Annotated in this window: 21 protein-coding genes; 7 read left to right on the forward strand and 14 right to left on the reverse strand. The window is 64.9% G+C overall.

Going from position 1 to position 20,466, the window contains the following annotated elements:
• Positions 1–20: 20 nt before the first annotated feature.
• The 11 genes from FHR95_RS12435 to trmB all read right to left on the reverse strand — a co-directional run bounded on the left by FHR95_RS12435 (position 21) and on the right by trmB (position 12,298).
• Entirely contained in the window at positions 21–1,595 is a 1,575-nt protein-coding gene (locus tag FHR95_RS12435; RefSeq protein WP_183314618.1) for a sugar ABC transporter ATP-binding protein, read from the reverse strand.
• On the reverse strand, positions 1,592–2,551 hold the full coding sequence (locus FHR95_RS12440) for an ABC transporter permease (protein WP_040183999.1): 960 nt from the start codon (positions 2,549–2,551) through the stop codon (positions 1,592–1,594). The genes FHR95_RS12435 and FHR95_RS12440 overlap by 4 nt, the downstream gene beginning before the upstream one ends.
• Positions 2,552–2,564: 13 nt before the next feature.
• Positions 2,565–3,575 carry an ABC transporter permease gene (locus tag FHR95_RS12445; protein ID WP_082042520.1) on the reverse strand — a complete coding sequence of 337 codons (1,011 nt, stop codon included), beginning with the start codon at positions 3,573–3,575 and terminating at the stop codon, positions 2,565–2,567.
• 197 nt (positions 3,576–3,772) lie between these two features.
• On the reverse strand, positions 3,773–4,678 hold the full coding sequence (locus tag FHR95_RS12450; RefSeq protein WP_246378556.1) for a sugar ABC transporter substrate-binding protein: 906 nt from the start codon (positions 4,676–4,678) through the stop codon (positions 3,773–3,775).
• A 422-nt stretch (positions 4,679–5,100) separates the two neighbouring features.
• Positions 5,101–5,901: a M48 family metallopeptidase gene (locus FHR95_RS12455; RefSeq protein ID WP_183314620.1), complete on the reverse strand. Its 801-nt coding sequence runs from the start codon at positions 5,899–5,901 to the stop codon at positions 5,101–5,103.
• A gap of 4 nt (positions 5,902–5,905) precedes the next feature.
• Positions 5,906–6,337: a type II 3-dehydroquinate dehydratase gene (aroQ, locus tag FHR95_RS12460; RefSeq protein ID WP_040183996.1), complete on the reverse strand. Its 432-nt coding sequence runs from the start codon at positions 6,335–6,337 to the stop codon at positions 5,906–5,908.
• The gene (gene glnE, locus FHR95_RS12465) at positions 6,334–9,330 is read right to left on the reverse strand and encodes a bifunctional [glutamate--ammonia ligase]-adenylyl-L-tyrosine phosphorylase/[glutamate--ammonia-ligase] adenylyltransferase (RefSeq protein WP_183314621.1); all 2,997 of its coding nucleotides are present in this window, start codon (positions 9,328–9,330) and stop codon (positions 6,334–6,336) included. The genes aroQ and glnE overlap by 4 nt, the downstream gene beginning before the upstream one ends.
• Positions 9,331–9,397: 67 nt before the next feature.
• Positions 9,398–9,769, reverse strand: a complete 372-nt coding sequence (locus FHR95_RS12470; protein WP_183314622.1) for a diacylglycerol kinase — start codon at positions 9,767–9,769, stop codon at positions 9,398–9,400.
• An 18-nt stretch (positions 9,770–9,787) separates the two neighbouring features.
• Entirely contained in the window at positions 9,788–11,221 is a 1,434-nt protein-coding gene (dacB, locus tag FHR95_RS12475) for a D-alanyl-D-alanine carboxypeptidase/D-alanyl-D-alanine endopeptidase (protein ID WP_183314623.1), read from the reverse strand.
• A gap of 31 nt (positions 11,222–11,252) precedes the next feature.
• Positions 11,253–11,585 (reverse strand): DMT family transporter, encoded by a 333-nt coding sequence (locus tag FHR95_RS12480; RefSeq protein ID WP_179861997.1) that lies wholly within the window; start codon positions 11,583–11,585, stop codon positions 11,253–11,255.
• Positions 11,582–12,298 carry a tRNA (guanine(46)-N(7))-methyltransferase TrmB gene (gene trmB, locus FHR95_RS12485; protein ID WP_183314651.1) on the reverse strand — a complete coding sequence of 239 codons (717 nt, stop codon included), beginning with the start codon at positions 12,296–12,298 and terminating at the stop codon, positions 11,582–11,584. Before trmB ends, FHR95_RS12480 begins: the two co-directional genes overlap by 4 nt.
• A gap of 192 nt (positions 12,299–12,490) precedes the next feature.
• Between trmB and FHR95_RS12490 the strand changes: the two genes are divergently transcribed.
• The 3 genes from FHR95_RS12490 to FHR95_RS12500 all read left to right on the forward strand — a co-directional run bounded on the left by FHR95_RS12490 (position 12,491) and on the right by FHR95_RS12500 (position 15,175).
• Entirely contained in the window at positions 12,491–14,380 is a 1,890-nt protein-coding gene (locus tag FHR95_RS12490; RefSeq protein WP_183314652.1) for a beta-ketoacyl synthase, read from the forward strand.
• Complete coding sequence (gene coaD / locus FHR95_RS12495) at positions 14,380–14,859, forward strand: pantetheine-phosphate adenylyltransferase (RefSeq protein ID WP_040183991.1); 480 nt, start codon at positions 14,380–14,382, stop codon at positions 14,857–14,859. Before FHR95_RS12490 ends, coaD begins: the two co-directional genes overlap by 1 nt.
• Before the next feature lie 67 nt (positions 14,860–14,926).
• Positions 14,927–15,175, forward strand: coding sequence for a YfhL family 4Fe-4S dicluster ferredoxin (locus tag FHR95_RS12500; RefSeq protein ID WP_040183990.1), 249 nt, complete (start codon positions 14,927–14,929; stop codon positions 15,173–15,175).
• Between the two features lie 114 nt (positions 15,176–15,289).
• Here FHR95_RS12500 and FHR95_RS12505 read toward each other — a convergent pair whose 3' ends face one another.
• A complete protein-coding gene (locus tag FHR95_RS12505) occupies positions 15,290–15,613 on the reverse strand; it encodes a hypothetical protein (RefSeq protein WP_246378558.1) in 324 nt (107 codons plus the stop codon).
• 188 nt (positions 15,614–15,801) lie between these two features.
• On the opposite strand from FHR95_RS12505, the gene FHR95_RS12510 reads away from it, so the two are divergent.
• From FHR95_RS12510 to FHR95_RS12525, 4 genes are all read left to right on the forward strand, one after another.
• On the forward strand, positions 15,802–16,395 hold the full coding sequence (locus FHR95_RS12510; protein WP_183314624.1) for an outer membrane beta-barrel protein: 594 nt from the start codon (positions 15,802–15,804) through the stop codon (positions 16,393–16,395).
• 102 nt (positions 16,396–16,497) lie between these two features.
• Positions 16,498–17,865 (forward strand): MATE family efflux transporter, encoded by a 1,368-nt coding sequence (locus tag FHR95_RS12515; protein WP_183314625.1) that lies wholly within the window; start codon positions 16,498–16,500, stop codon positions 17,863–17,865.
• Between the two features lie 72 nt (positions 17,866–17,937).
• Complete coding sequence (locus FHR95_RS12520) at positions 17,938–19,248, forward strand: short-chain fatty acid transporter (RefSeq protein ID WP_040183984.1); 1,311 nt, start codon at positions 17,938–17,940, stop codon at positions 19,246–19,248.
• A gap of 91 nt (positions 19,249–19,339) precedes the next feature.
• The gene (locus FHR95_RS12525) at positions 19,340–19,843 is read left to right on the forward strand and encodes an acyl-CoA thioesterase (RefSeq protein WP_040183983.1); all 504 of its coding nucleotides are present in this window, start codon (positions 19,340–19,342) and stop codon (positions 19,841–19,843) included.
• Positions 19,844–19,849: 6 nt separating this feature from the next.
• Here the strand turns inward: FHR95_RS12525 and FHR95_RS12530 are convergent, their stop codons facing one another.
• Positions 19,850–20,182, reverse strand: a complete 333-nt coding sequence (locus FHR95_RS12530; protein WP_040183982.1) for an I78 family peptidase inhibitor — start codon at positions 20,180–20,182, stop codon at positions 19,850–19,852.
• A gap of 90 nt (positions 20,183–20,272) precedes the next feature.
• Complete coding sequence (locus FHR95_RS12535; RefSeq protein WP_040183981.1) at positions 20,273–20,404, reverse strand: entericidin A/B family lipoprotein; 132 nt, start codon at positions 20,402–20,404, stop codon at positions 20,273–20,275.
• Positions 20,405–20,466 lie beyond the last annotated feature (62 nt).

The raw sequence follows: 20,466 nt of genomic DNA on the forward strand, positions 1-20,466 counted from the left end.
GGTGAGCCACACGGCGGGCATCAGGCAACGGGCCGGTCAACCGGCGCATCGGCACTTGCCACAACCTGCCCGGTGATGGCTTGCACCAGCACATCCTCGGAGACGGCATCGCCATCGAACTCGGCGGTCACCCGCCCGTCGTACATCGCGACGATGCGATTGCTGACACCCAGCACCTCGGGCATTTCTGACGAGATCACCAGCACCGCGTAGCCTGTTCGGGCCAATTCCTTGATCAGCGCATGGATCTCGGCCTTGGAGCCCACATCGATGCCGCGGGTCGGCTCATCCAGGATCAGCAGCTTGGGATGGGTATGCAGCCATTTGCCGATGACGATCTTCTGCTGGTTGCCGCCACTGAGGTTGCCGACCTTCTGGCGCCAGCTGGGCGTCTTGATCTTCATCGCCTGCTGATACTTGTCGTAGACGCGCTTCTCGGCAGCGGCCTTCATGAACCCCTTCGAGGAGACGGTGTTCAGGCCTGCGAGGGTCATGTTGTCGCGACAGTTCATGCCGAGAATCAGTCCCTGGTCCTTGCGATCCTCCGGCACCAGGGCGATCCCCTCGACCACGGCATCGTGGCTGGAACGAATCGACTCGACCTTGCCGTCGAGCAGGATCTCGCCTCCCGAAGGCTTACGCAGGCCGAAAATGGTCTCGGCGACCTCCGAACGCCCGGCCCCGACCAGACCGTACATGCCGACGATCTCACCCTTGCGGATAGTGAAGCTGACATCCTCGAAGACCCCATTGACCGTGAGGTTGCGCAACTCGAGCATGTTCTCGCCGAAATCCTTCGGCTTGCTGGCATGGTCGAGCTCGAGGCTGCGGCCAATCATCAGCTTGGTGACCTCGTCCTCGCTGGTGTCGGCGGTGTTCACCGTGCCGTTGTACTCGCCGTCCCTCAGCACAGAGATCCGCTGGGAGAGGTGGAAGATCTCGTCCATGCGGTGGGAGATATAGACGATGCCCACACCCTGCTCGCGCAGGGTATTGATGATGTCGTAGAGCACCGGCTTCTCGTGGTCGGTCAGCGACGCTGTCGGCTCATCGAAGACCACCACTTTCGGGGTAAACACCAGCGCCCGGGCAATCTCGACCATCTGCTTCTTGGCGATCGACAGATCGCTCACCATATCCTTCGAACTAAAAGAGCACTTCAGACGATCGAGAATCTCGGTGCTGTCTCGATGGAGAGTTTTCCAGTCGACGCGGTTGCCCCACTTCTTGGGCAGGCTGCCCAGGAAGATGTTCTCGGCTACCGACATCTCGGGCACCAGCGACTGCTCCTGGTGGATCAGCACGATGCCGCTCTTCTTGGCCTGCTTGGGCGTCTCGAAGACCTTCTCTTCTCCCTCGAGCAGGATCTGGCCGCCGTTGGGCTTGTGCTTGCCGGCCAGTACCTTCATCAGCGTGGACTTGCCGGCCCCGTTTTCACCCAGCAAGGCATGGACTTCGCCCGCCCGGACATCGAAGCTGACCTTGTTGAGCGCGACCACGCCCGGGAACTTCTTGGTGATATTCACCAGAGAGAGAATGGGAATTTCTCCGCGACCGGGTGCGCCTGAGGCGTGTGCTGTAGCTGCATTATTCATGCCTGCACCCCCTTGGAAGACTTGACGTTGATCTGCTGGTCGATGATCAGCACCGAGATCAGGATCACCCCGAGGATGACCAGCACGTAGAAGGCGGGCACCTGCATCATGTTCATGCCGTTGCGCAGGATACCGATGGCCAACACACCCCCCAGCGTGCCAGTGATGCTGCCGTACCCCCCGGTGAGCTTGGTGCCGCCGAGCACGACGGCGGTGATGGTCCAGAGCTCGTAATCTCGGCCGAGGTTGGGTGTCGAGGCACCCATCTGGGTCGCCAGCAGGACACCGGCCAGGGCCGCGAAGAAGCCGACGATCATGAAGTTGATCATCATGTTGCGGCCGATGCGGATGCCGGCATCCAGGGCCGCCTCGGGGTTGCCCCCCACGGCGAAAGTGTTGCGTCCATGGCCGGTCTTCTTGAGCACCAGGTGCATCACCAAGGTGCAGAGCAGGAAGATGATGGCCAGCACGGGAATAGGGCCGATCGTGCTGGCACCGAAGTCCGAGAAGGCGAAGTTGCTGGCATAGAAGGACTGCTCTTCGGTGTAGACGAAGATCAGCCCTCGTACCCCGATCATCGCCCCCAGGGTGACGATGAAGGCGTTGACCCCGGTCTTCCAGACGAGCAGGCCATTGAGGGCACCCAGCGCCACGCCCGTGGCGATGGCGGCCAGTACCGCCAAGGTCAGGCCGTAGTCCTGCAGGCCCACCGAGAGCGAGGCCGCCAGCCCCAGGGTCGCCCCCACGGAGAGATCGATGTTGCCGTTGATCATCACGTAGGTCATGCCGAGGGCGATCAACCCGATGGTGGAGGTCTGGACGAGGATGTTCGTCAGGTTGCCCAACGACAGGAAGTAGTCGGACATGACGCTGAAGAAGATGGTAATGGCGATGACAAAGACCCAGATTGGCTGGATGGCCGCACCGCCGCTCATGAAACGCTTCATATCGATCATGGTGTTCACCCTGTTAGGAGTGGCGGGTCAGCAGACGCTTGCGCTTGTTGGCAAGGTCCAGCCATACCGCGAGGATGATGATGACCCAGGTCACAAGCCACTGGGTGTAGTAGGGGTAGCCCAGCAGCAGCAGGCCGTTCTGGATGAAGCCAAGGATCAACACCCCGATGACCGTCTTCCAGATGCTGCCGGCGCCGCCCAGCAGACTGGTGCCGCCAAGGATGATCCCGGCCAGCACGAGCAACTCGTACCCCTGCCCCACGTTGTTCTGGGAGCCCATCACGCGCGAGCCGAGCACCAGCGCGGCACAGGCCACGCAGAAGGCCGAGATCAGGTAAGTGCTGAACACGCACCAGTTCTTGCGAATGCCGGAATAGACGGCTGCCACGGGATTGCCGCCGATGGCGAAGATGCGTCGGCCATAGCCGGTAAAGGACATGACGACCTGCACGATGATGGCTAGCAGAGCGAAGAGCAGCACCGGTACCGCGATGCCCAGCAGATAGCCTCGACCGAATACGCCGAACCATGTCTCGCTCTGATTGGCGATGTCGACGTTCTGACCACCGCTGTAGATCAGCACCAGCCCCTGGATGGCCGAGAGCATCGCCAGGGTGACGATGAGCGAATTGAGCCGCATGAACCCCACCAGGAAACCGTTCACGGCACCCAGCAGCAGGGTCAGGGCGAACATCGCGAAGATGGCACCGGTCGGGCCGATCTTGTCATGCAGGTCCACCACCACGACGGTAGCGAACGACAGCATCGATCCCACCGACAGGTCGAGGTTGCCGCCGATGATCACCACGGTCACGCCGACCGCGATGATACCGATGATGGAGGCCTGTCGAACCACGGTCATGATGTTCGACTGGGAAAGAAACTGTTCGGAAAATAGCGAAAAAGCAAACATGCAGATCAGGAAGAACACCAGGATTCCCTGGGCCGAGAGGAAGTTCAGGAGACCGGCCTTGTGTGTCTTGCTGAGCATGAAGCCTTGCTTGGTCTGTTCTGCAGAAGCCATATCACTCACCTGTATGGGCGCAACCTTATGCCGAAGGTCACCGGGTGTCCGTGCAGTGGGCTGACGTTTCCGACGGTGCATCGATGCCGGAGAAAATGCAGGGCACTGCCGGCCCATCCATCAGGGCCAACGGACTGTCTTTGACGAAGCGCTAGGGCGCATGAGATCCAGAGACCTCATGCGTCTCGGCGGGGCCTTCAGAACACCGGCTTGTCGAACTCGGACAGATTGCTGGCCGTGATCTTGGGGGTCTCAAAGAAGTTCATTTTCGGAACCTCCTTACCTTCCAGAACATCAAGGGCCGTCTGGAGCGCCGCTTCGGCGTCATCGACCGGGGACTGGTAGATGGAGCCGTAGTACTCACCACGCTCGATGGCCTCGTAACCGACGGCGAAGTTGGTGGCACCGATGAAGGCGATCTCCCCTACCCTGCCGGCACTCCTGGCCGCGTTCAGGGCGCCAACACCCATGTTGTCATCGCCGGCATACACGCCGTCGATATCGTCGTACTTGGTGAGGAAGTTCTCCATGACTCGCTGAGCCTTTTCGCGGTTCCAGTCCGCGGGCTGGGTCTCGAGAATCTCGACCCCCGGGCAGGCGTCGGCCAGTTGGTCCTCGAACCCTTTCGAGCGCTCCATCGCAGTGGTGTAGCCGGGCTGCCCGGCAACCTGGACAATCTGCCCCTCACCATCGAGAGCCTCACACATCATCTCAGCGGATGAGGCACCCTGCTGGACGTTGTCGGGACCCGAGAAGGCGGCGATATACTCCATGCCCGCCTCAGCGATCTTGGAGTTGGTCACCACGACGGGGATACCCGCCTTGTGGGCCTGCCGAATGGCGGGAATGACTGCCTGACCGTTGGTTGGCCAGATGATAATGGCATCGACCTGCTGCTGGATCAGGTTGCGAACCTGGCCGATCTGGCGCGCCACATCGCCGCCGGCATCGAGCACGACGACGTCGATGTTCCCGTTTTGTGCGGCGGCATTTTCGAAGGCGCTTTCATAGGTCGTCTGATAGCTGTCGACGCCGACATTGTTCTGGGTGATGCCGATCCGGTAGGTCTCTTCTGCCTGGGCAAGACCCGCGGAGAGCATCATGACACTGGTCGCTAGCGCTGTTTTATAGAACATTTTGTCACCTGCTTTGTTGTAGTAGCTTTCACCGACTAACCGGGGGGCCGTCAGAGTTCGTGAAGCTTATGGCCGCGCCCTGATTTGGCGCAACGCGACCGCGACAGAGAAATGGCCAATCTGGTTATTTTGTCCATTTGTCGCTCGCACCGAACCGGCGCAGGCAAATACTGCGCAGAAATCCCGTAAGCCACTCAAATATCGATTTATTTCAAGAAAATAGCGGCCAGAAAGCTTGCTATAGGAGAGTAGGGAGACCTGCCAGTCGTGGTCTGGCAGGGTGCAAGCCATAGGAAGCGGGGAGTGGGCGAGCAGATTCGTACCGCGTCATGGGTGTGGTGGGACTCGCCGGGCGTCAAGCTAACCTGATAGTCGGTACGGGTAGCGTGCTAGCCGGCGCAGCTGGCCGGGGGAGCATCACGAAAGACTGACAAGGCATCTTCCATGTCGCGCTGCAGGGCCTCGATACGCGAGCCATGGGCAGGGTGGGTCGACAAGAACTCCGGCGGCTGGCTGCCGCCTGCCTCGGCCATGTTGCGCCACAGGGCCACGCTCTGCCGAGGGTCGAAGCCCGCCCCAGCCATGATGGCCAGCCCCATCTGGTCGGCCTCTTCCTCGTGCGCACGACTGAACGGCAGGGCGATGCCGAGGCGGGCGCCGATGCCCAGGGCCCGCATGGCCGCCTCTGTGGCCAGCTCCCCCTCGCTGAATAACCCCACCAGCAGCAGCACCGCCTTGATGCCGAGCTGCTGGGTGAAGCGCTCGTTGCCGTGGTCTGCCAGCACGTGACCAACCTCATGACCGATCACGGCGGCCAGCTGAGCGGGTGTCTCCGCCACCCGCAACAGTCCGGTGTGCACCCCGATACGTCCACCCGGCAAGGCGAAGGCATTCGGTGAGGGGTTGTCGAACACGACCACCTCCCACTCCTCGGGCATGCCCGCGTCGGGGTAGCGCGCCTCGGCGGCCTTGACCACCAACCTCGCCACACATTGCACGAGTCGGTTGGCGGCAGGGTCACGCGCGATGGGTTGCTGGCGACGCATCTCGGCAAAGGCCTCGCCGCCCATCTCGGCCATCAGGCCCTCGGGCACCAGCGCCAATTGAGACCGCCCGGTCGGTGTTTTCTCGCAGCCGGCCAGCAACAGCGTGGCCAGAAGCGTCAGCAAAGGCAGCAGGCGTCGCCACATCGTCCTACTCCGCCATCACCGCCTTCAGGGCGGCTCGATAGCCCTGGCTACCGAGCCCGGCGATCACCCCGTCGGCGCGCAGCGATACATAGGAGTGGTGACGAAAGCTTTCGCGCTGGTGAACGTTGGAGAGATGCACCTCGATCACCTTGCCGTCGAAGGCGTTCAAGGCATCCAGAATGGCGACAGACGTATGCGTGTAGGCGGCCGGGTTGATAATGATCGCCGCCGTGCCATCCAGACGTGCCGCCTGGATGAGGTCGATGAGCTCGCCCTCGTGATTGCTCTGGCGGCAGCTGATCTCCCAGCCCCCCACTGCTGCCGCCTGATAGAGATCGTTGTTGATGTCCTCGAGCGTCTGATGGCCGTAGACCTCGGGCTGGCGGGTGCCCAGCAGGTTGAGGTTGGGACCGTGCAGAACCAGTACCTTGTTCATGTCGTCGCGTTCCTTGATGGTTCGAGAAGGCGCTGCCAGAGCGCGATCACGGCGTCGCGATGCTCCCGGAAATCCGTGTTGCGTCCGCGGGCAGGCTCACCGGTCAGGGCCGCGCGGTGGGCGGCGGTGCGACAGGCGAGATAGGCCTCGCGCAGGCGTCGGCACTCGTCGGCGGGCAGTTGCCCGGTCGCCTCAAGGGTCTCCAGGATGCGCATGTTATCGCTGTAGGCCAGCAGGTCGGGCGTCTCGTGACTCATGGCCAGCACGGCGTACTGGCAAAGGAACTCGATATCGACCATTCCGCCAGGGTCATGCTTAAGGTCGAAATCATCGCCTTTCCCCTTGCTGCCCAGGTGGTCGCGCATCTTGTGGCGCATCTTCACCACCTCTGCGCGCAGCGCCTCAAGGTCCCGCTTGCGACCGAGGATCTCGCCGCGAATTGCATCGAAACCCTCGGCCAGCTGCGGGTGGCCGGCCACCACCCGAGCCCGCACCAGGGCCTGATGCTCCCAGGTCCAGGCCTGCTCGCGCTGGTACTCGGCGAAGGCCGCAAGCGTCGAGACCAGCAGGCCCGAGTTGCCCGAGGGTCGCAGGCGCATGTCGACCTCATAGAGGCTACCCGCCGGTGTCACCGCAGTGAGCAGGTGGATGATGCGCTGGCCCAGCCGGGTGAAGAAGACGGCGTTGTCGATGGGGCGCTTGCCGTCGGTGGTCCCCTGGGTGGCACCGTCGTGGAGGAACACCAGGTCCAGGTCGGAGCTGTAACTCAGCTCGATGCCGCCGAGCTTGCCGTAGCCGACCACCAGGAATTCGGGCTCGCTGCCACAGCGCCCGCCCTCACGGCGCTCCGGAAAGCCGTGCTTGCGAGTCAAGTGCTTCCAGGCCATGGCAAGCACCGCCTCCAGGACCACCTCGGCGATATAGGTGAGGTAGTCGCTGACCTTCATCAGGTGGCGAGTACCGGCAATATCGGAGGCCGCGACATGCAGCACCTGGGCATGCTTGAAGACCCGCAGCGCCTCCAGCTGCGCCTCCTCGTCATCCTCCGGAAGCCGCCCCAGGGCCTGTCGCAACTCGTCGGCCAGGCGCTCCTTGTCGGCCGGGGTATAGAGGGTCTCGGGCGTCAGCAGCTCATCGAGCAGGATGGGGTGGCGAGCGAGCTGGGCGGCGATCCAGGGGCTGGCGCTGCACAATTTCATCAGGTGCCCCAGGGCGTCCGGGTTCTCGCGAAGCAGCGCTAGATAGGCGGTACGTCGCAACACCGCCTCGACCAGCGGCAGGACCCGCTCCAGGGCGATATCCGGCGTGTCGCTGGCGGCCACGGCATCGAGCAGCAGCGGCATCAGGGCCTCGAGCCGTTCGTAGCCGATGCGCTGCATGGCCTGCACCTGGCGGGACTGGCGCAGCGTCCGCAGCCGGCGCAGGGCAGTCTCCGGTTCGGCGAGGCCGGCTTCCTCCAGGTGCTCGCGGGCCTCGTCATCTTCCAGCTCGTCGCGCCATAGCGCGCGCCACTCCTCGAGGCCGACGGCGCCGGAGGCCTGGCCGACGTCCTCGACCTCGTCGCGCTCCTCCTCGGGTTCGGCGATCACTGCATCGAAGTGGCGACGCACCCGCTCCCGCACTTCATCGAGGCGGGCCATCACCGCCGGCCAGTCTTCCGTCTCGAGCGCCAGGGCCACCCGTTCGCGGTCGACGTCGTCGCCGGGCAGGGTCTGGGTCTGGCGATCCTCCAGGGACTGCAGCACGTGCTCCAGGTCGCGCAGGAAGACATAGTCAGGCATCAGCTCATCGACCACGTCCCCAGGCAATAGACCGAGTTCGGGCAGACGTTCCAGGGCCGTCTTCAACGAGGTGACCTGCAGCTCGGTATCGCGGCCGCCGCGGATCAGCTGAAAGGCTTGGACCACGAACTCGACCTCGCGAATGCCGCCGGGGCCGAGCTTGATGTTGCCCTGCATGCCGCGGCGACGCACCTCGCGGTTGATCATCGACTTGAGCTCGCGCAGCGACTCGATGGCGCCGAAGTCCAGGTACTTGCGATAGACAAAGGGGCGCAGGCTCGACAGCAGCTCGGCCCCGGCGTCCAGGTCGCCGGCCACCGGCCGCGCCTTGAGCATGGCGTAGCGTTCCCACTCGCGCCCCTGGTCCTGGTAGTAGCTGGCCAGCGAGGCAAAGTTCCCCACTAGCGGGCCGCCGTCGCCCAGCGGGCGCAGGCGCATGTCGACGCGAAAGGCGAAGCCGTCGGCGGTCACCGCATCCAGGGCGGTGATCAGCTTCTGACCAATCTTGGTGAAATACTCCTGATGCTCAAGAGACTTGCGCCCACCCTCGGTCTCGCCCTTCTCGGGGAAGGCGAAGATCAGGTCGATATCGGAGGAGAGATTCAGCTCGCCGGCACCGAGCTTGCCCATACCCAGTACCACCAGCCGCTGCTCGCTGCCATCGCGACGCGGGGCGGGCCGCCCCCAGCGGGGAGCGAAATGGGCCTCGAGCCATGCCAATGCGCCCTCCAGGCAAGTCTCGGCAAGCCGCGAGACGGCACCGCTGGTCGCCCACATGTCGATGCCCGGGGGACGGGTCAGGTCACGCCAGACGATGCCCAGCATGCGCGCGCGACGAAAACGACGGATGGCGCCATGCAGCGCCGCCTCGTCCTCGGCGGCTTCCAGGCGCTCGTCCAGCCAGTCGCGCAGGGCGTCGGCGGGGGGCGTTGCATCCAGTTCGCCGCTGGCGTCCAGGTGCAATAGCCATTCCGGGTAGCGCACCAGGGTCTCGGCGGCAAAGGTCGAGACGGCCAGCACCTTCGCCAGCTGACGCCGCCGAGCGACGGAAAGCGCCAGCCAGTCCTCCCGCGGGGAGTCGCTGCCGTTCATGTCGGCCAGGTTGTCGGCCTGCTCCAGCGAGCTAGCCAGCCGGTCGCGAGCATGCGCCAGGGGCGCCCTCAGGGGGTCGGGAATGTCATCCAGCGGCAGAAAGTCGTCGGGCAGGGCCATGGGCATCTCGTATCCGGTTCTCGAATGCCTCCAGCATAGCGAAGCCTGCCCCGCCCCATAACCCGGCCTAGCCGAGGAATTTCTGCCAGACTAGCAACCCCCAGGTCAGGCCGGCAATGAACAGCGACAGCATCACTGCCGCCGAACCGATGTCCTTGGCGCGTCCCGAGAGCTCGTGGTGTTCGCTGCCGATACGATCCACCACGCTTTCGATGGCGCTGTTGAGCAGCTCCACGATCAGCACCAGCAGGCAGCTGCCCACCAGCAGGATCCACTCCACCGGCCCTTGGCCAACCCACCAGGCCAGCGGCACCAGTACCAGGCAGAGCCCAAGCTCCTGACGGAAGGCCGCCTCGTTGCGAAAGGCGGCGCTGAGCCCCTTGATGGAGTAGCGCGTGGAGTGCACCAGATGCTGCCAGCCGGTATATCCTGGTTTCATGTCGGGAGGTCCGGAGTATCAGTGGGCATCGATCATTGCCTCGAGATCGGCGGCGAGCGGGTCGAGGACCTGCCGCCAGTTGAGCCAGGGGGTGGTCGCCGTGCCGTTGACGAGCGCGGCGAACACGCCCCACTGCCCGCCGCGGGTGCGGAAGTAGCCGCCCACGGCACGCACCGCCACCGGCTGGTTGAGGGTGCCGGTCTTGAGCATCACATGCTGCTGGAAGGTCGCTGAACCACGGCGCAGAAAACGCATCACGCCGTTGGCCGGCGACTGCAGGGCAGCTACGAAGCTGGGGAAGAGCGCGGGCCGGCGGTACATGCTCTCCAGCAGGGCGGTGACGCCCGCTGCCGAGGTGCGGTTTTCCGGCGTCAGGCCGCTGCCGCTGCGCAGCGTCACGGGGCCATGGTCAGGCAGACCGGCCACGAAGGTCTCCAGCGCCCCACCGGCCTCCACCAGGCCGGCGCGGGGCGATGCCACCAGGTTCAGCGCCAGCTGGTCGGCCATGAAGTTGTTGGAGTGGTTGAGGGTGCGCAGCAACAGCTCCTGCAGCGGCTCGCTCTCCACCTCGGCCAGGGAACGGGCCTCGGCGGGTGGCTGGGTGGCGGATACGCCAGCACCGTCTCGCACGCCGATACCGGCCTGTTCCAGCATCGCCAGCAGGGTGGCCGCGCTCTGACGCGCCGGGTCGGAGCTGGCCCGATAGATGGACCTTGGCCGCGCATTGGTGGAGATCTGACCGCTCACCACCATGACGTCGCCGCTGTCGCGCAGCACGCGCTCGGCATTGAGCCGGGTGCCGCTGTCATCCGGCTGGGTCACGACGCGATTGTCGATGCCGACGATCGGCGCCTGGCTATCGCAGTTGGTAATCCGTGCCGGGTCGCCGGGCTCGGGGGCAGGCGCCACGCTGACACACCAGCTGCCATGATTCACCCCGGCCGAGGAGAGCAGTGCGCTGTAGGCATTGGCGACCCGCGAGTGGGCCTGACAGCGGTCGGTGGTGATGCACTCGACCGGGCCATAGCGCCACTGGCTGACGATCAGCTGACCCTCGACCCGGCGCACGCCGGCCTGGTGCAAGCGCTGCGTGAGTCGCCACAGGTCCTCGCTGGTCAGCATCGGATCTCCCCCGCCGTCGAGCACCAGGTCACCGTGAAGCACGCCGTCCGCATCGGGGTCGGCCAGGCTCACCAGATGAGTGGTGAAGCGGTGCTGGGGTCCCCAGCGATCCAATGCCGCTGCCGCCAAGTAGACCTTGGAGACCGAGGCCGGCGACAGCTGACGCTCGGGCTCGATGGCACCCAGGGCCTCGCCGCTGTCCAGCAGACGCGCCTCGGCGCCGATCAGGAAGCCCTTGTCGGCCAGTTCGCCCAGGCGGGAAAAGCCACTCGCCTGGGCGAACAGCGGCAGCAGCATCAGCAGGACGCCAAGCAGCAATCGACGGGGCATTGAACCTCCAGGGAACATAACGTTGCCAAGCTTAATGGGACGCGACGGAAGAGAACACCTGGATCACCACCACCCCACCAACGATCATGCCCAACCCCAGCAGGGCCGGCAGGTCCGGCTTCTCGCCATAGACCAGGATGCCCACCAGGGTCACCAGCACGATGCCGAGCCCCGCCCAGAAGGCGTAGGCGATGCCCACCGGCATGGTGCGCAGCACCAGGGCGAGCAGGTAGAAGGCCAGGCCGTAGCCAATCACCACGGTGACGCTGGGCCACAGCCGGGTGAAGCCTTCGGAGGCCTTCAATGCGCTGGTAGCGACCACTTCGGCGACGATCGCCAGGGCCAGAAACAGGAATGCCATCATCTCTCCTCCCCGGCGGCCGGCAACGCCTCTCCGGGCACCAGTCCCGGGGCGTGAGGCAGCTCGACCACCAGCCGCCACAGCGCCTGGCCGCTGGCGTGGTACTTCTGCTCGAAGGGCGTCAAGCAGGCCTCGCCCGGCACGAAGGGCTCGGCCTCGGCGGCCCTGGCGGTGACCTGGGTCACCGCCAGGGCAAACTCCTCCACATAGAGCCGCCAGTTGGAGCGCAGCTCCAGCCGTCCCCCCAGCGCCAGGATCACCGGCAGCACCGGATGGCCCTGCCAGCGCATCTTCAGATGGGCGGCCTTGGGATAGGGGTTGGGATAGAGCAGGTAATGGCGTGCCGGACGCCAGCCCTCGGCCAGGGCCAGGCGCCAGAAGTCCACCAGGTCGGCCCGCACCAGCAGGGCGTTGTCGGGCAGACGACCATGATCACGGGAGAGGCGGTCGGCGCTGCGGTCGATGCCGATCACCGCGGCGCTCGGGAATTGCTCGGCCAGCCGACGCGTCGAGAGCCCTACGCCACACCCCGCGTCCAGTATCAACGACGCTCCGTCACGACGCTCGCGCCAGTCACGGGCCCGAGCGAAGGCCTCACGGGTGTGCTCGGCGAGTGGTTTACGCAGCGGATGCTCCAACGCCCGCGTCACACGGCGGGCCAGGTCCTCGTGGGGGCCGGTCTGGCGGCTGACGATGGATCGTGAGCGGGCGGTCATGGCAGCGGACTCGGCGGAGTGGCGAAAGGACGCGCATTCTACCAGCCACAGCCCCACCGCGCAGGGCCTCGGCATGACGCCGCCGCGGGCCGGGTGCTATGATCCAAGGCCTGACAACAACGAATAATGCAGCCCCGATATCAATCGCACAACGAGGAATCCGGCTTGCCACATTTACCGGTGATCGTCGGCATGGGCGGCGTGAATCCCGCCGGCCGAACCTCGGGCCACCAGGCGTTTCGCCGTACCGTGCTCGACGCCCTGCCCGACGACGACCAGGCCCGCACCCTGCTGGGCCTGGCGGCGATGATGCGCCTGGCCGACTGCCAGGCAGATGGCGCCTGGCACGACGCCGAGGGGCGTCCGCTGGACGCCGCCGGGATTGTCGAGCAGACACGCCAGCAAGTGCTCGACCACACCCTGATCCGGCGCATCGAGGATCCCCGCTTTAACGAGGAGGGCCTGCCGGCCAATCGCAAGGCAAGCCTCGGCCTGGAGGTGCCGCTGACCTTTCGCATCCGCCGCCGTCAACTGCCCGACGACCTCCCGGCCACCTGGCAGGTCCGGGAGCTGGACCGCCAGAGCCTCGAGGTCACGGTTCCCGCCGGCAACATGGAAGTGATGCTGCCCGAGACTCGCCCGGCCCAGGTACGCGCCGCCGGCCAACTGCCCACGGGCTTCGAGCCCAGCCGCTTCTACCGCAGCGTGCACCATCCGCGAGGGCTCTCGATGACCGTCTTCGCGGCCAGCGACTGCCTGGGCGACAGCGGCCAGCAATGGGACACCCTGCGCGACCGCCTCGACCCCGACGAGGTCGCCGTGTACGCCGGCAACTCCATCGGGCAGCTCGATGACGAGGGCTGGGGGGGACTGCTCAAGAGCTTCGTCTCCGGCAAGCGCGCCACCTCCAAGCAGATGCCGCTGGGCTACGGCCAGATGCCCGCCGACTTCCTCAATGCCTATGTGCTGGGCAGCGTGGGCGGCACCGGGGCGGCACTCGGCGCCTGCGCCAGCTTCCTCTACAATCTGCGCCTGGGCGTGGATGACATCCGGGCCGGCCGCCGCCGCGTGGTGCTAGTGGGTACCGCCGACGCCCCGATCACCCCCGAGATCATCGAGGGCTTCCGCACCATGGGGGCGCTGGCCGACGACGACAGCCTCAAGGCCCTGGATGCCCTAGAGCTTTTGACCGACGCCGACTATCAGCGTGCCTGCCGTCCCTTCGCCCGCAACTGCGGCTTCACCATGGGGGAGTCCAGCCAGTTCGTCATGCTGATGGACGATGCCCTGGCCCTGGAAACCGGTGCCGAGGTCCTCGGCAGCGTGCCGGGCGTGTTCGTCAATGCCGATGGCTGGAAGCGCTCGATCTCGGCGCCCGGCATCGGCAACTACATTTCCTTGGGTAAGGCGGCAGCGCTGGTGCGCGACATGCTCGGCGAGACCGCCCTGCGCCAGCGCACCTTCCTTCATGCCCACGGCACCAGCACGCCCAAGAATCGCATCACCGAATCCCATGTCTTTGATCAGGTCGCCCGCGCCCACGGCATCACGGCATGGCCGGTGGTGGCGGTGAAGGCTTTCGTCGGCCACTCCCAGGGCAGCGCCGCCGGCGACCAGCTGACCAGCGCCCTGGGCAGCTTCGCTCACGGCCTGCTCCCGGGCATCTCCACCCTGGATGCGGTGGCCGACGACGTTTATGGCGAGAATCTCAAGCTGTTCCGCGACCCGTTGCCCTTCGTCGCGGATGCCGCCTTCATCAACGCCAAGGGCTTCGGTGGCAACAACGCTACCGGCGTGGTGCTCTCCCCCGCCGTGACCGAACGACTGATGGCACAGCGCCACGGCGAAACCGCGGTGGCCGCCTGGCAGACGCGCCGCGAAGCCACCCGTGAGGCTGCCGCCCGCTACCACCAGGCCGCCGATCGCGGGCGCTTCGATGTACGCTATCGCTTTGGCGAAGGCGTGCTGGAGGGACCAGAGCTCGATGTTGGCCGGGATGCCATCCGCATTCCCGGCTACGCCAGGGAGGTGTCACTGGCGGTCGACAATCCCTTCGGACGACTCGACGAGGGAGACACATGATGAACACTGCCATCTATCCCGGCACCTTCGACCCCGTCACCAACGGCCACCTCGACCTGATCGAGCGCGCCGCCCGGCTGTTCGACAAGGTGGTAGTGGCCATCGCCACCAGCCCCGGCAAGGGGCCTGTGCTTGATCTCGATACCCGTATCGCCCTGACCCGGGAGGTAGTGGCCGGCCTCGACAACGTCGAGGTGGTCGGTTTCTCGGGACTGATGACCGAGTTCATGAAGCAGCAGCAGGCTCGCGTGCTGCTGCGCGGCCTGCGGGCCGTGTCGGACTTCGAGTACGAGCTGCAGCTGGCCAACATGAACCGCGCCCAGATGCCGGAGCTGGAAACGGTCTTCCTCACGCCGGAGGTGGAGAACTCCTACATCTCCTCGACCCTGGTACGCGAGATCGCCCGACTCGGCGGCGATGTCTCCAAGCACGTGCATCCCAGGGTCGCCGAGACGCTGAAGAGCCATTACAATACCTGACTAGGAAGCTCGGGATTGAACCCGACCCGAGACCGCTTGCCGGCCAGCGACATCCGTGAGGTACCCCATGGCCCTGATGATCACCGACGAGTGCATCAACTGCGACGTCTGCGAACCCGAATGCCCCAACGGCGCCATCTCGCCGGGGGAAGAGATCTACGTCATCGACCCTGGCCTGTGCACCGAGTGTGTCGGTCACTATGACGAGCCCCAGTGCCAGCAGGTCTGCCCGGTGGACTGCATTCCGCTGGACCCGACGCACAAGGAAAGCCGGGACGAATTGATGGAGAAGTACCACCTCATTACCGCTGCCTGACACCGCTCGCCACCCGCACGACCAATGACGCCCCGCTTACCGAGCGGGGCGTCATTATCTGGCACGTCTTCACGACAGACCCATCAGCGAACATCCGGGCCCAGCAACCAACCTCTACCTTTCGTCGGCGCGCCGACTCACCGTGCACCCCAGGCAGCGCCGGAAAGCCGCTTCGGCGGGGGTCTTGATCAGGGTCTCTGCCGCCCCGTCGACGTTGCCCCCCAAGGCAGTAAAGGGAAGCGACACCAGAAAGATCGCCGCACCGCCTACCGTGGCCACCGCCAGCAGCGGCCGGGCCACGACCGCATCAGCGATCATCGCCCCGCCGCTGGGCTTAGCCTCCACGCGCTCTCCCTGTGCCGCGGCCGGCAGGCTGGCCAGCAGCATCACCAGCGCCAGCATGGCGAACATCGTGCTCTTGCCAAGTTGCTTCATCATCCTCGCTCCCCGCCCTGTCTGCCTGGATTGTCGCCTTGCCGGCTGACGCCGGACCATGGCATTCATTCGAATTAGCACCTAGAATCATCGAGGTTACATCTTTTCACAGGATCTTACATCAGGGTAGCCGGCTTTCGCCGCAAGCCCAACGCCACGGGCTCTGCCCGCCCCATGCAAAGGAGCGCATGATGAAACGCCTGATCGCCACCGCCGCCCTGGCCACCCTGGTCGCCAGCCCCGCCTTCGCCCAGAGCTATCAGTACAACCCCAACGAGGGGCCCTATCTGGGTGCCGGAATCGGGTATTCCAAGCTGGACAATGACACCCTCGATAGACTTGACTCAGCTGGGGCTAATACTGACGACAGCGATACGGGTTACAAGCTATTTGCCGGATACCAGTTCAATCCCAGCTTTGCCGTGGAGGCCAGCTATCTGGACTTTGGTGAGTTCGAAGCTAACGCAGGCTCTGAAAAGCTAGAGGCTAGCGCCGATGGTTTCGGATTTTCCTTGGTCGGCAAACTTCCCATTCAGAACGGGTTCAGCGTGCATGGCAAGCTGGGCATGGTGGTCTGGGATGGAGACTTGGATTATAGCGATAGCGATCGTGGTGTCTCGTCGTCACTGGGAGAAGACGGCACTGATCCCTACTACGGTATCGGCGCCGAGTACGAGGTACAGCAGATCATGATGCGTGCCGAATACGAGCGCTACGATATCAGCGACAGCGGCGAGGACTTCGAGATCGACCTCTTCTCCGCCAGTCTGGGCTACCGCTTCTAGCCCCTGCTCCAGGCTCTTCGACGGCCCCGCCAACCGGCGGGGCCGTTGCGTTCCGCGGCGGGAAACGCCACCCTGCCCCGTTTCACCGCCAAGGGTCCCGCCGTGACGTCGTCCACGAACACCGCCGGCACGCGACAGCGCATCCTGGCGCTTGCCTGGCCGATCATCCTCTCCAACATCACCGTGCCGCTGCTCGGCCTGGTGGATACCGCTGTGGTCGGCCACCTGCCCGACTCGCGCTACCTCGCCGGCGTGACACTGGGCGCGACACTGTTCAGTTTCCTCTACTGGGGCTTCGGCTTCCTGCGCATGGGCACCACCGGCCTCACCTCCCAGGCGGTGGGCCGCGAAGCGGACGGCGAGGTACGCAACCTGCTCGGCCAGTCACTGCTGCTCGCGCTGGTGATCGGCCTGGGACTGATACTGGCCGGGGGCCCGCTGGTGACGCTGGGACTGCGGCTGCTCGACGGCAGCGAGGTGGCCACGCAACTGGCCGCGGAATACGCCCGCATCCGCCTGCTCTCCGCGCCGGCGGTGCTGGCCAACTATGCGATCCTCGGCTGGTTCCTCGGCCAGCAGAACTCACGGGTCACGCTTTCCATCCTGGTACTGACCAATGGCGTCAACATCGCCCTCGACCTGCTGTTCGTGGTGGGACTGGGCATGAACAGCGACGGTGTGGCCTGGGCCACGGTGCTCGCCGACTACACGGCACTGGCCTTCGGCCTCTGGCTGGTCTCGCGCCAGCTCAGATGGCTGTCGGGGCGCTTCCTGCGCGAGCGGCTACTGCGCCTGGCCGCCTACGGCGAGCTCTTCCGGGTCAATGCCAATCTCTTCGTGCGTACCCTGGGCCTGCTGTTCGCCATGGCCTTCTTCACCTCCCGCGGCGCCGCCCAGGGTGATACGGTGCTGGCGGCCAATGCCGTGCTGCTGCAGTTCATCATGCTGACCAGCTACGCCCTGGATGGCTTCGCCCACGCCGCCGAGGCACTGGCCGGCCGCGCCGTGGGTCGCCAGCGCTTCGACGAGTTCGGCCAGGTCGTCCGCAGTGCCGCCCGCTTCTCGCTGGTCACGGCGGGGCTTGCCGCGCTGGCCTTCGCGCTGGGCGGCGAATGGCTGATCGCGCTGCTCACTGGCCTGCCGGAAGTGCGGGCCACCGCCGGCGACTACCTGCCCTGGATGGTCGTCATGCCGCTGGTGGCGGTATGGAGCTACCTGCTGGACGGGGTCTTCATCGGGGCCACGGCGATCCGCGAGATGCGCAACAGCATCTATGCCGGGCTCGCGGTCTATCTGCCGCTCTGGTGGCTGACCACGCCGCTGGGAAACCACGGGCTGTGGCTGGCCTTCCTGGCCTTTGCCGTGGTGCGCTCGGGCGTGCTGGTCGCCTACTACCGACACCATCGCCGCACTCGCTGGCGGCATCACGCCGCAGTTCGGGGCGGGAACGGTATCTCGCCTGCCGGGTAGCACAACCGATTGACGTTGCGCTACTTTCTGTAAGTCACGCCAAGAATGGACACCAGAAAAAGGGACTCCCCCATGCTCAAGGCCTTATCAAGACCGGCGGTCAAGCTGGTTGAACGCTATCTGCCTGACCCCTATATCTTCGTACTGCTGCTGACGATCATCGCCGCCGCGGCGGCCATCGCCGTGGAGCGCCAGACCCCGCTGGCGGTGATGCGCTTCTGGGGGGACGGCTTCTGGGGCCTGCTGACCTTCTCGATGCAGATGCTGCTGGTGCTGGTCACCGGCTACATGCTGGCCAGCTCCCCGCCCGTGAAGCGACTGCTGCAGAAACTTGCCGGCCTGGCGAAGAACGCCGGCAGCGCCATCATCCTGGTGACCGTGGTATCGCTAGTCGCCAGCTGGATCAACTGGGGTTTCGGTCTGGTGGTCGGGGCCCTGTTCGCCAAGGAGCTGGCCCGCCTGGTGCGCGTCGACTACCGGCTACTGGTGGCGAGCGCCTACTCCGGTTTCATCATCTGGCACGGCGGCCTGGCCGGCTCGATCCCGCTGACCATCGCCACCGACGGCCATTTCACTGCCGAGCAGATCGGCGTGATCGGCACCGGCAACACCATCTTTTCGCTGTTCAATCTGGCCATCGTGGGCTGCCTGTTCATCGCCGTGCCACTGGTCAACCGGCTGATGCTCCCAGACGAGAACGAGAGCGTCTACATCGACCCCAAGCTGCTGGGTGACGACGAGGAAACGCGCGTGCGCATCACCCGCCCCGCCGAACGCCTGGAGAACAGCACGACCCTGGCCTGGCTGGTGGGGATTCCCGGGGTGCTGTTCCTGCTTGACCACTTCATCTTCCGGGGTGGCGGCCTAAACCTCAACGTGGTGAACTTCCTGTTCCTGTCGCTGGCCATCGTGCTGCACCGGACGCCGCGCAGCCTGCTGGAGAGCCTCCACGAGGCGATCAAGGGCGGTGCCGGCATCGTCATCCAGTTCCCCTTCTATGCCGGCATCATGGCGATCATGGTGCAGTCGGGCCTGGCCGAGAGCATGTCGGAGACGCTCATCTCCTTTGCCACCGAGACCACGCTGCCCTTCTGGTCCTTCATCAGTGCCGGCATCGTCAACATCTTCGTGCCCTCCGGCGGTGGCCAATGGGCCGTGCAGGCCCCGGTGATGCTGCCCGCCGCCCAGGCCCTGGGTGTGGATATCCCCCGGGTGGCCATGGCCGTGGCCTGGGGCGATGCCTGGACCAACCTGCTGCAGCCCTTCTGGGCTCTGCCGGTACTTGGCATCGCCGGCCTCAAGGCCAAGGACATCATGGGCTTCTGCCTGATCCAGCTGTTCATCACCGGCATCATCATTGCGGCAGGCCTGACCTGGTTCTGAGATCGCGCCGGGCACAGTAGCATCGAACGCCTTGCTCCCCTCACGGGGGCAAGGCGTTATGCTGTAAGAAACCTCTCCAGGAAACATGACGATGGACGATCAAGCGCTGAGCGGCCAGCACGAACTCTCGATGACCGTACTGATGACGCCGGACATGGCCAACTTCAGTGGCAAGGTGCACGGCGGCGCCATCCTCAAGAAGCTCGACGAGGTCGCTTATGCCTGTGCCAGCCGCTATGCCGGCCATTACGTGGTAACACTTTCCGTCGATCAGGTACTGTTCAAGCAGCCGATCCATGTCGGCGAACTGGTCACCTTCCTGGCCTGTGTCAATCACGTCGGCCGTTCTTCCATGGAGATCGGCGTCAAGGTCGTGGCCGAGGACATACGCAACAAGGTGATCCGCCACACCAACAGCTGCTATCTGACCATGGTGGCCGTGGACGAGAGCGGCAAGCCGGCACGGGTGCCGCCCCTGAAGCTGGAGACACGACTCCAGAGGCTGCGTTTCGAGAAGGCGGCCCTGCGCAAGAAGCTGCGCAAGCAGGCCGAAGAAGAGGAGCGTCGTACCCAGGCCGAGCACGACGCCCCCTGAGGGAACTCAGCCGCAGTCCAGAGCGGTGATCCGACCTCGGTCGTCCAGACGGACATTGAGGCGCTCGGCGCGGTAGTCGAGGGTATGGGCCTCACCGGGGCGCATCACGCGCAGTGACCCGGCACCGCTCGCTTGGCGCAGCGACGCCCTCATCGACTCATCGAAATGGCGCCCCACCATCTCCTGGACGCGTCCTGCCCCGCAGGGGTCTGCCTCCCCGGTGACGCGAGGAGGCTCGGGCGCCGGCTCGCGCGACACCGGGGACGTTTCGATGATGCCGCAGCCGGTCATCAGCGACAGGCCGACCACAGCAAGTCCGTGCTTCAATGCGATAGCCATGGCAATACTCTAACCGCGATTCCAACAGGCATACCGGACAGTATGACCGCTTCGCAACCCACCAGCCCAAGCTGCCAGACGGCAGAAAGCTCAGCTGGCGGCGTCCTGTACGGCTTCGCCACCCTCCTCGATGTCCTGACCAGCACCGCGGATGGTATTGCAGCCACTGAGCAGGGACAGGGTGAAGAGCGAGACCAGGATCAGCGATATCGTTCGTTTCATGATGGCATCCTCGTTGCAGTCACGGAGAGAACAAAAAAGCTCACCCTTCAATCTAGCAGCTT

It is taken from the genome of Halomonas fontilapidosi (genome assembly GCF_014192285.1).
GTDB lineage: Bacteria > Pseudomonadota > Gammaproteobacteria > Pseudomonadales > Halomonadaceae > Halomonas > Halomonas fontilapidosi.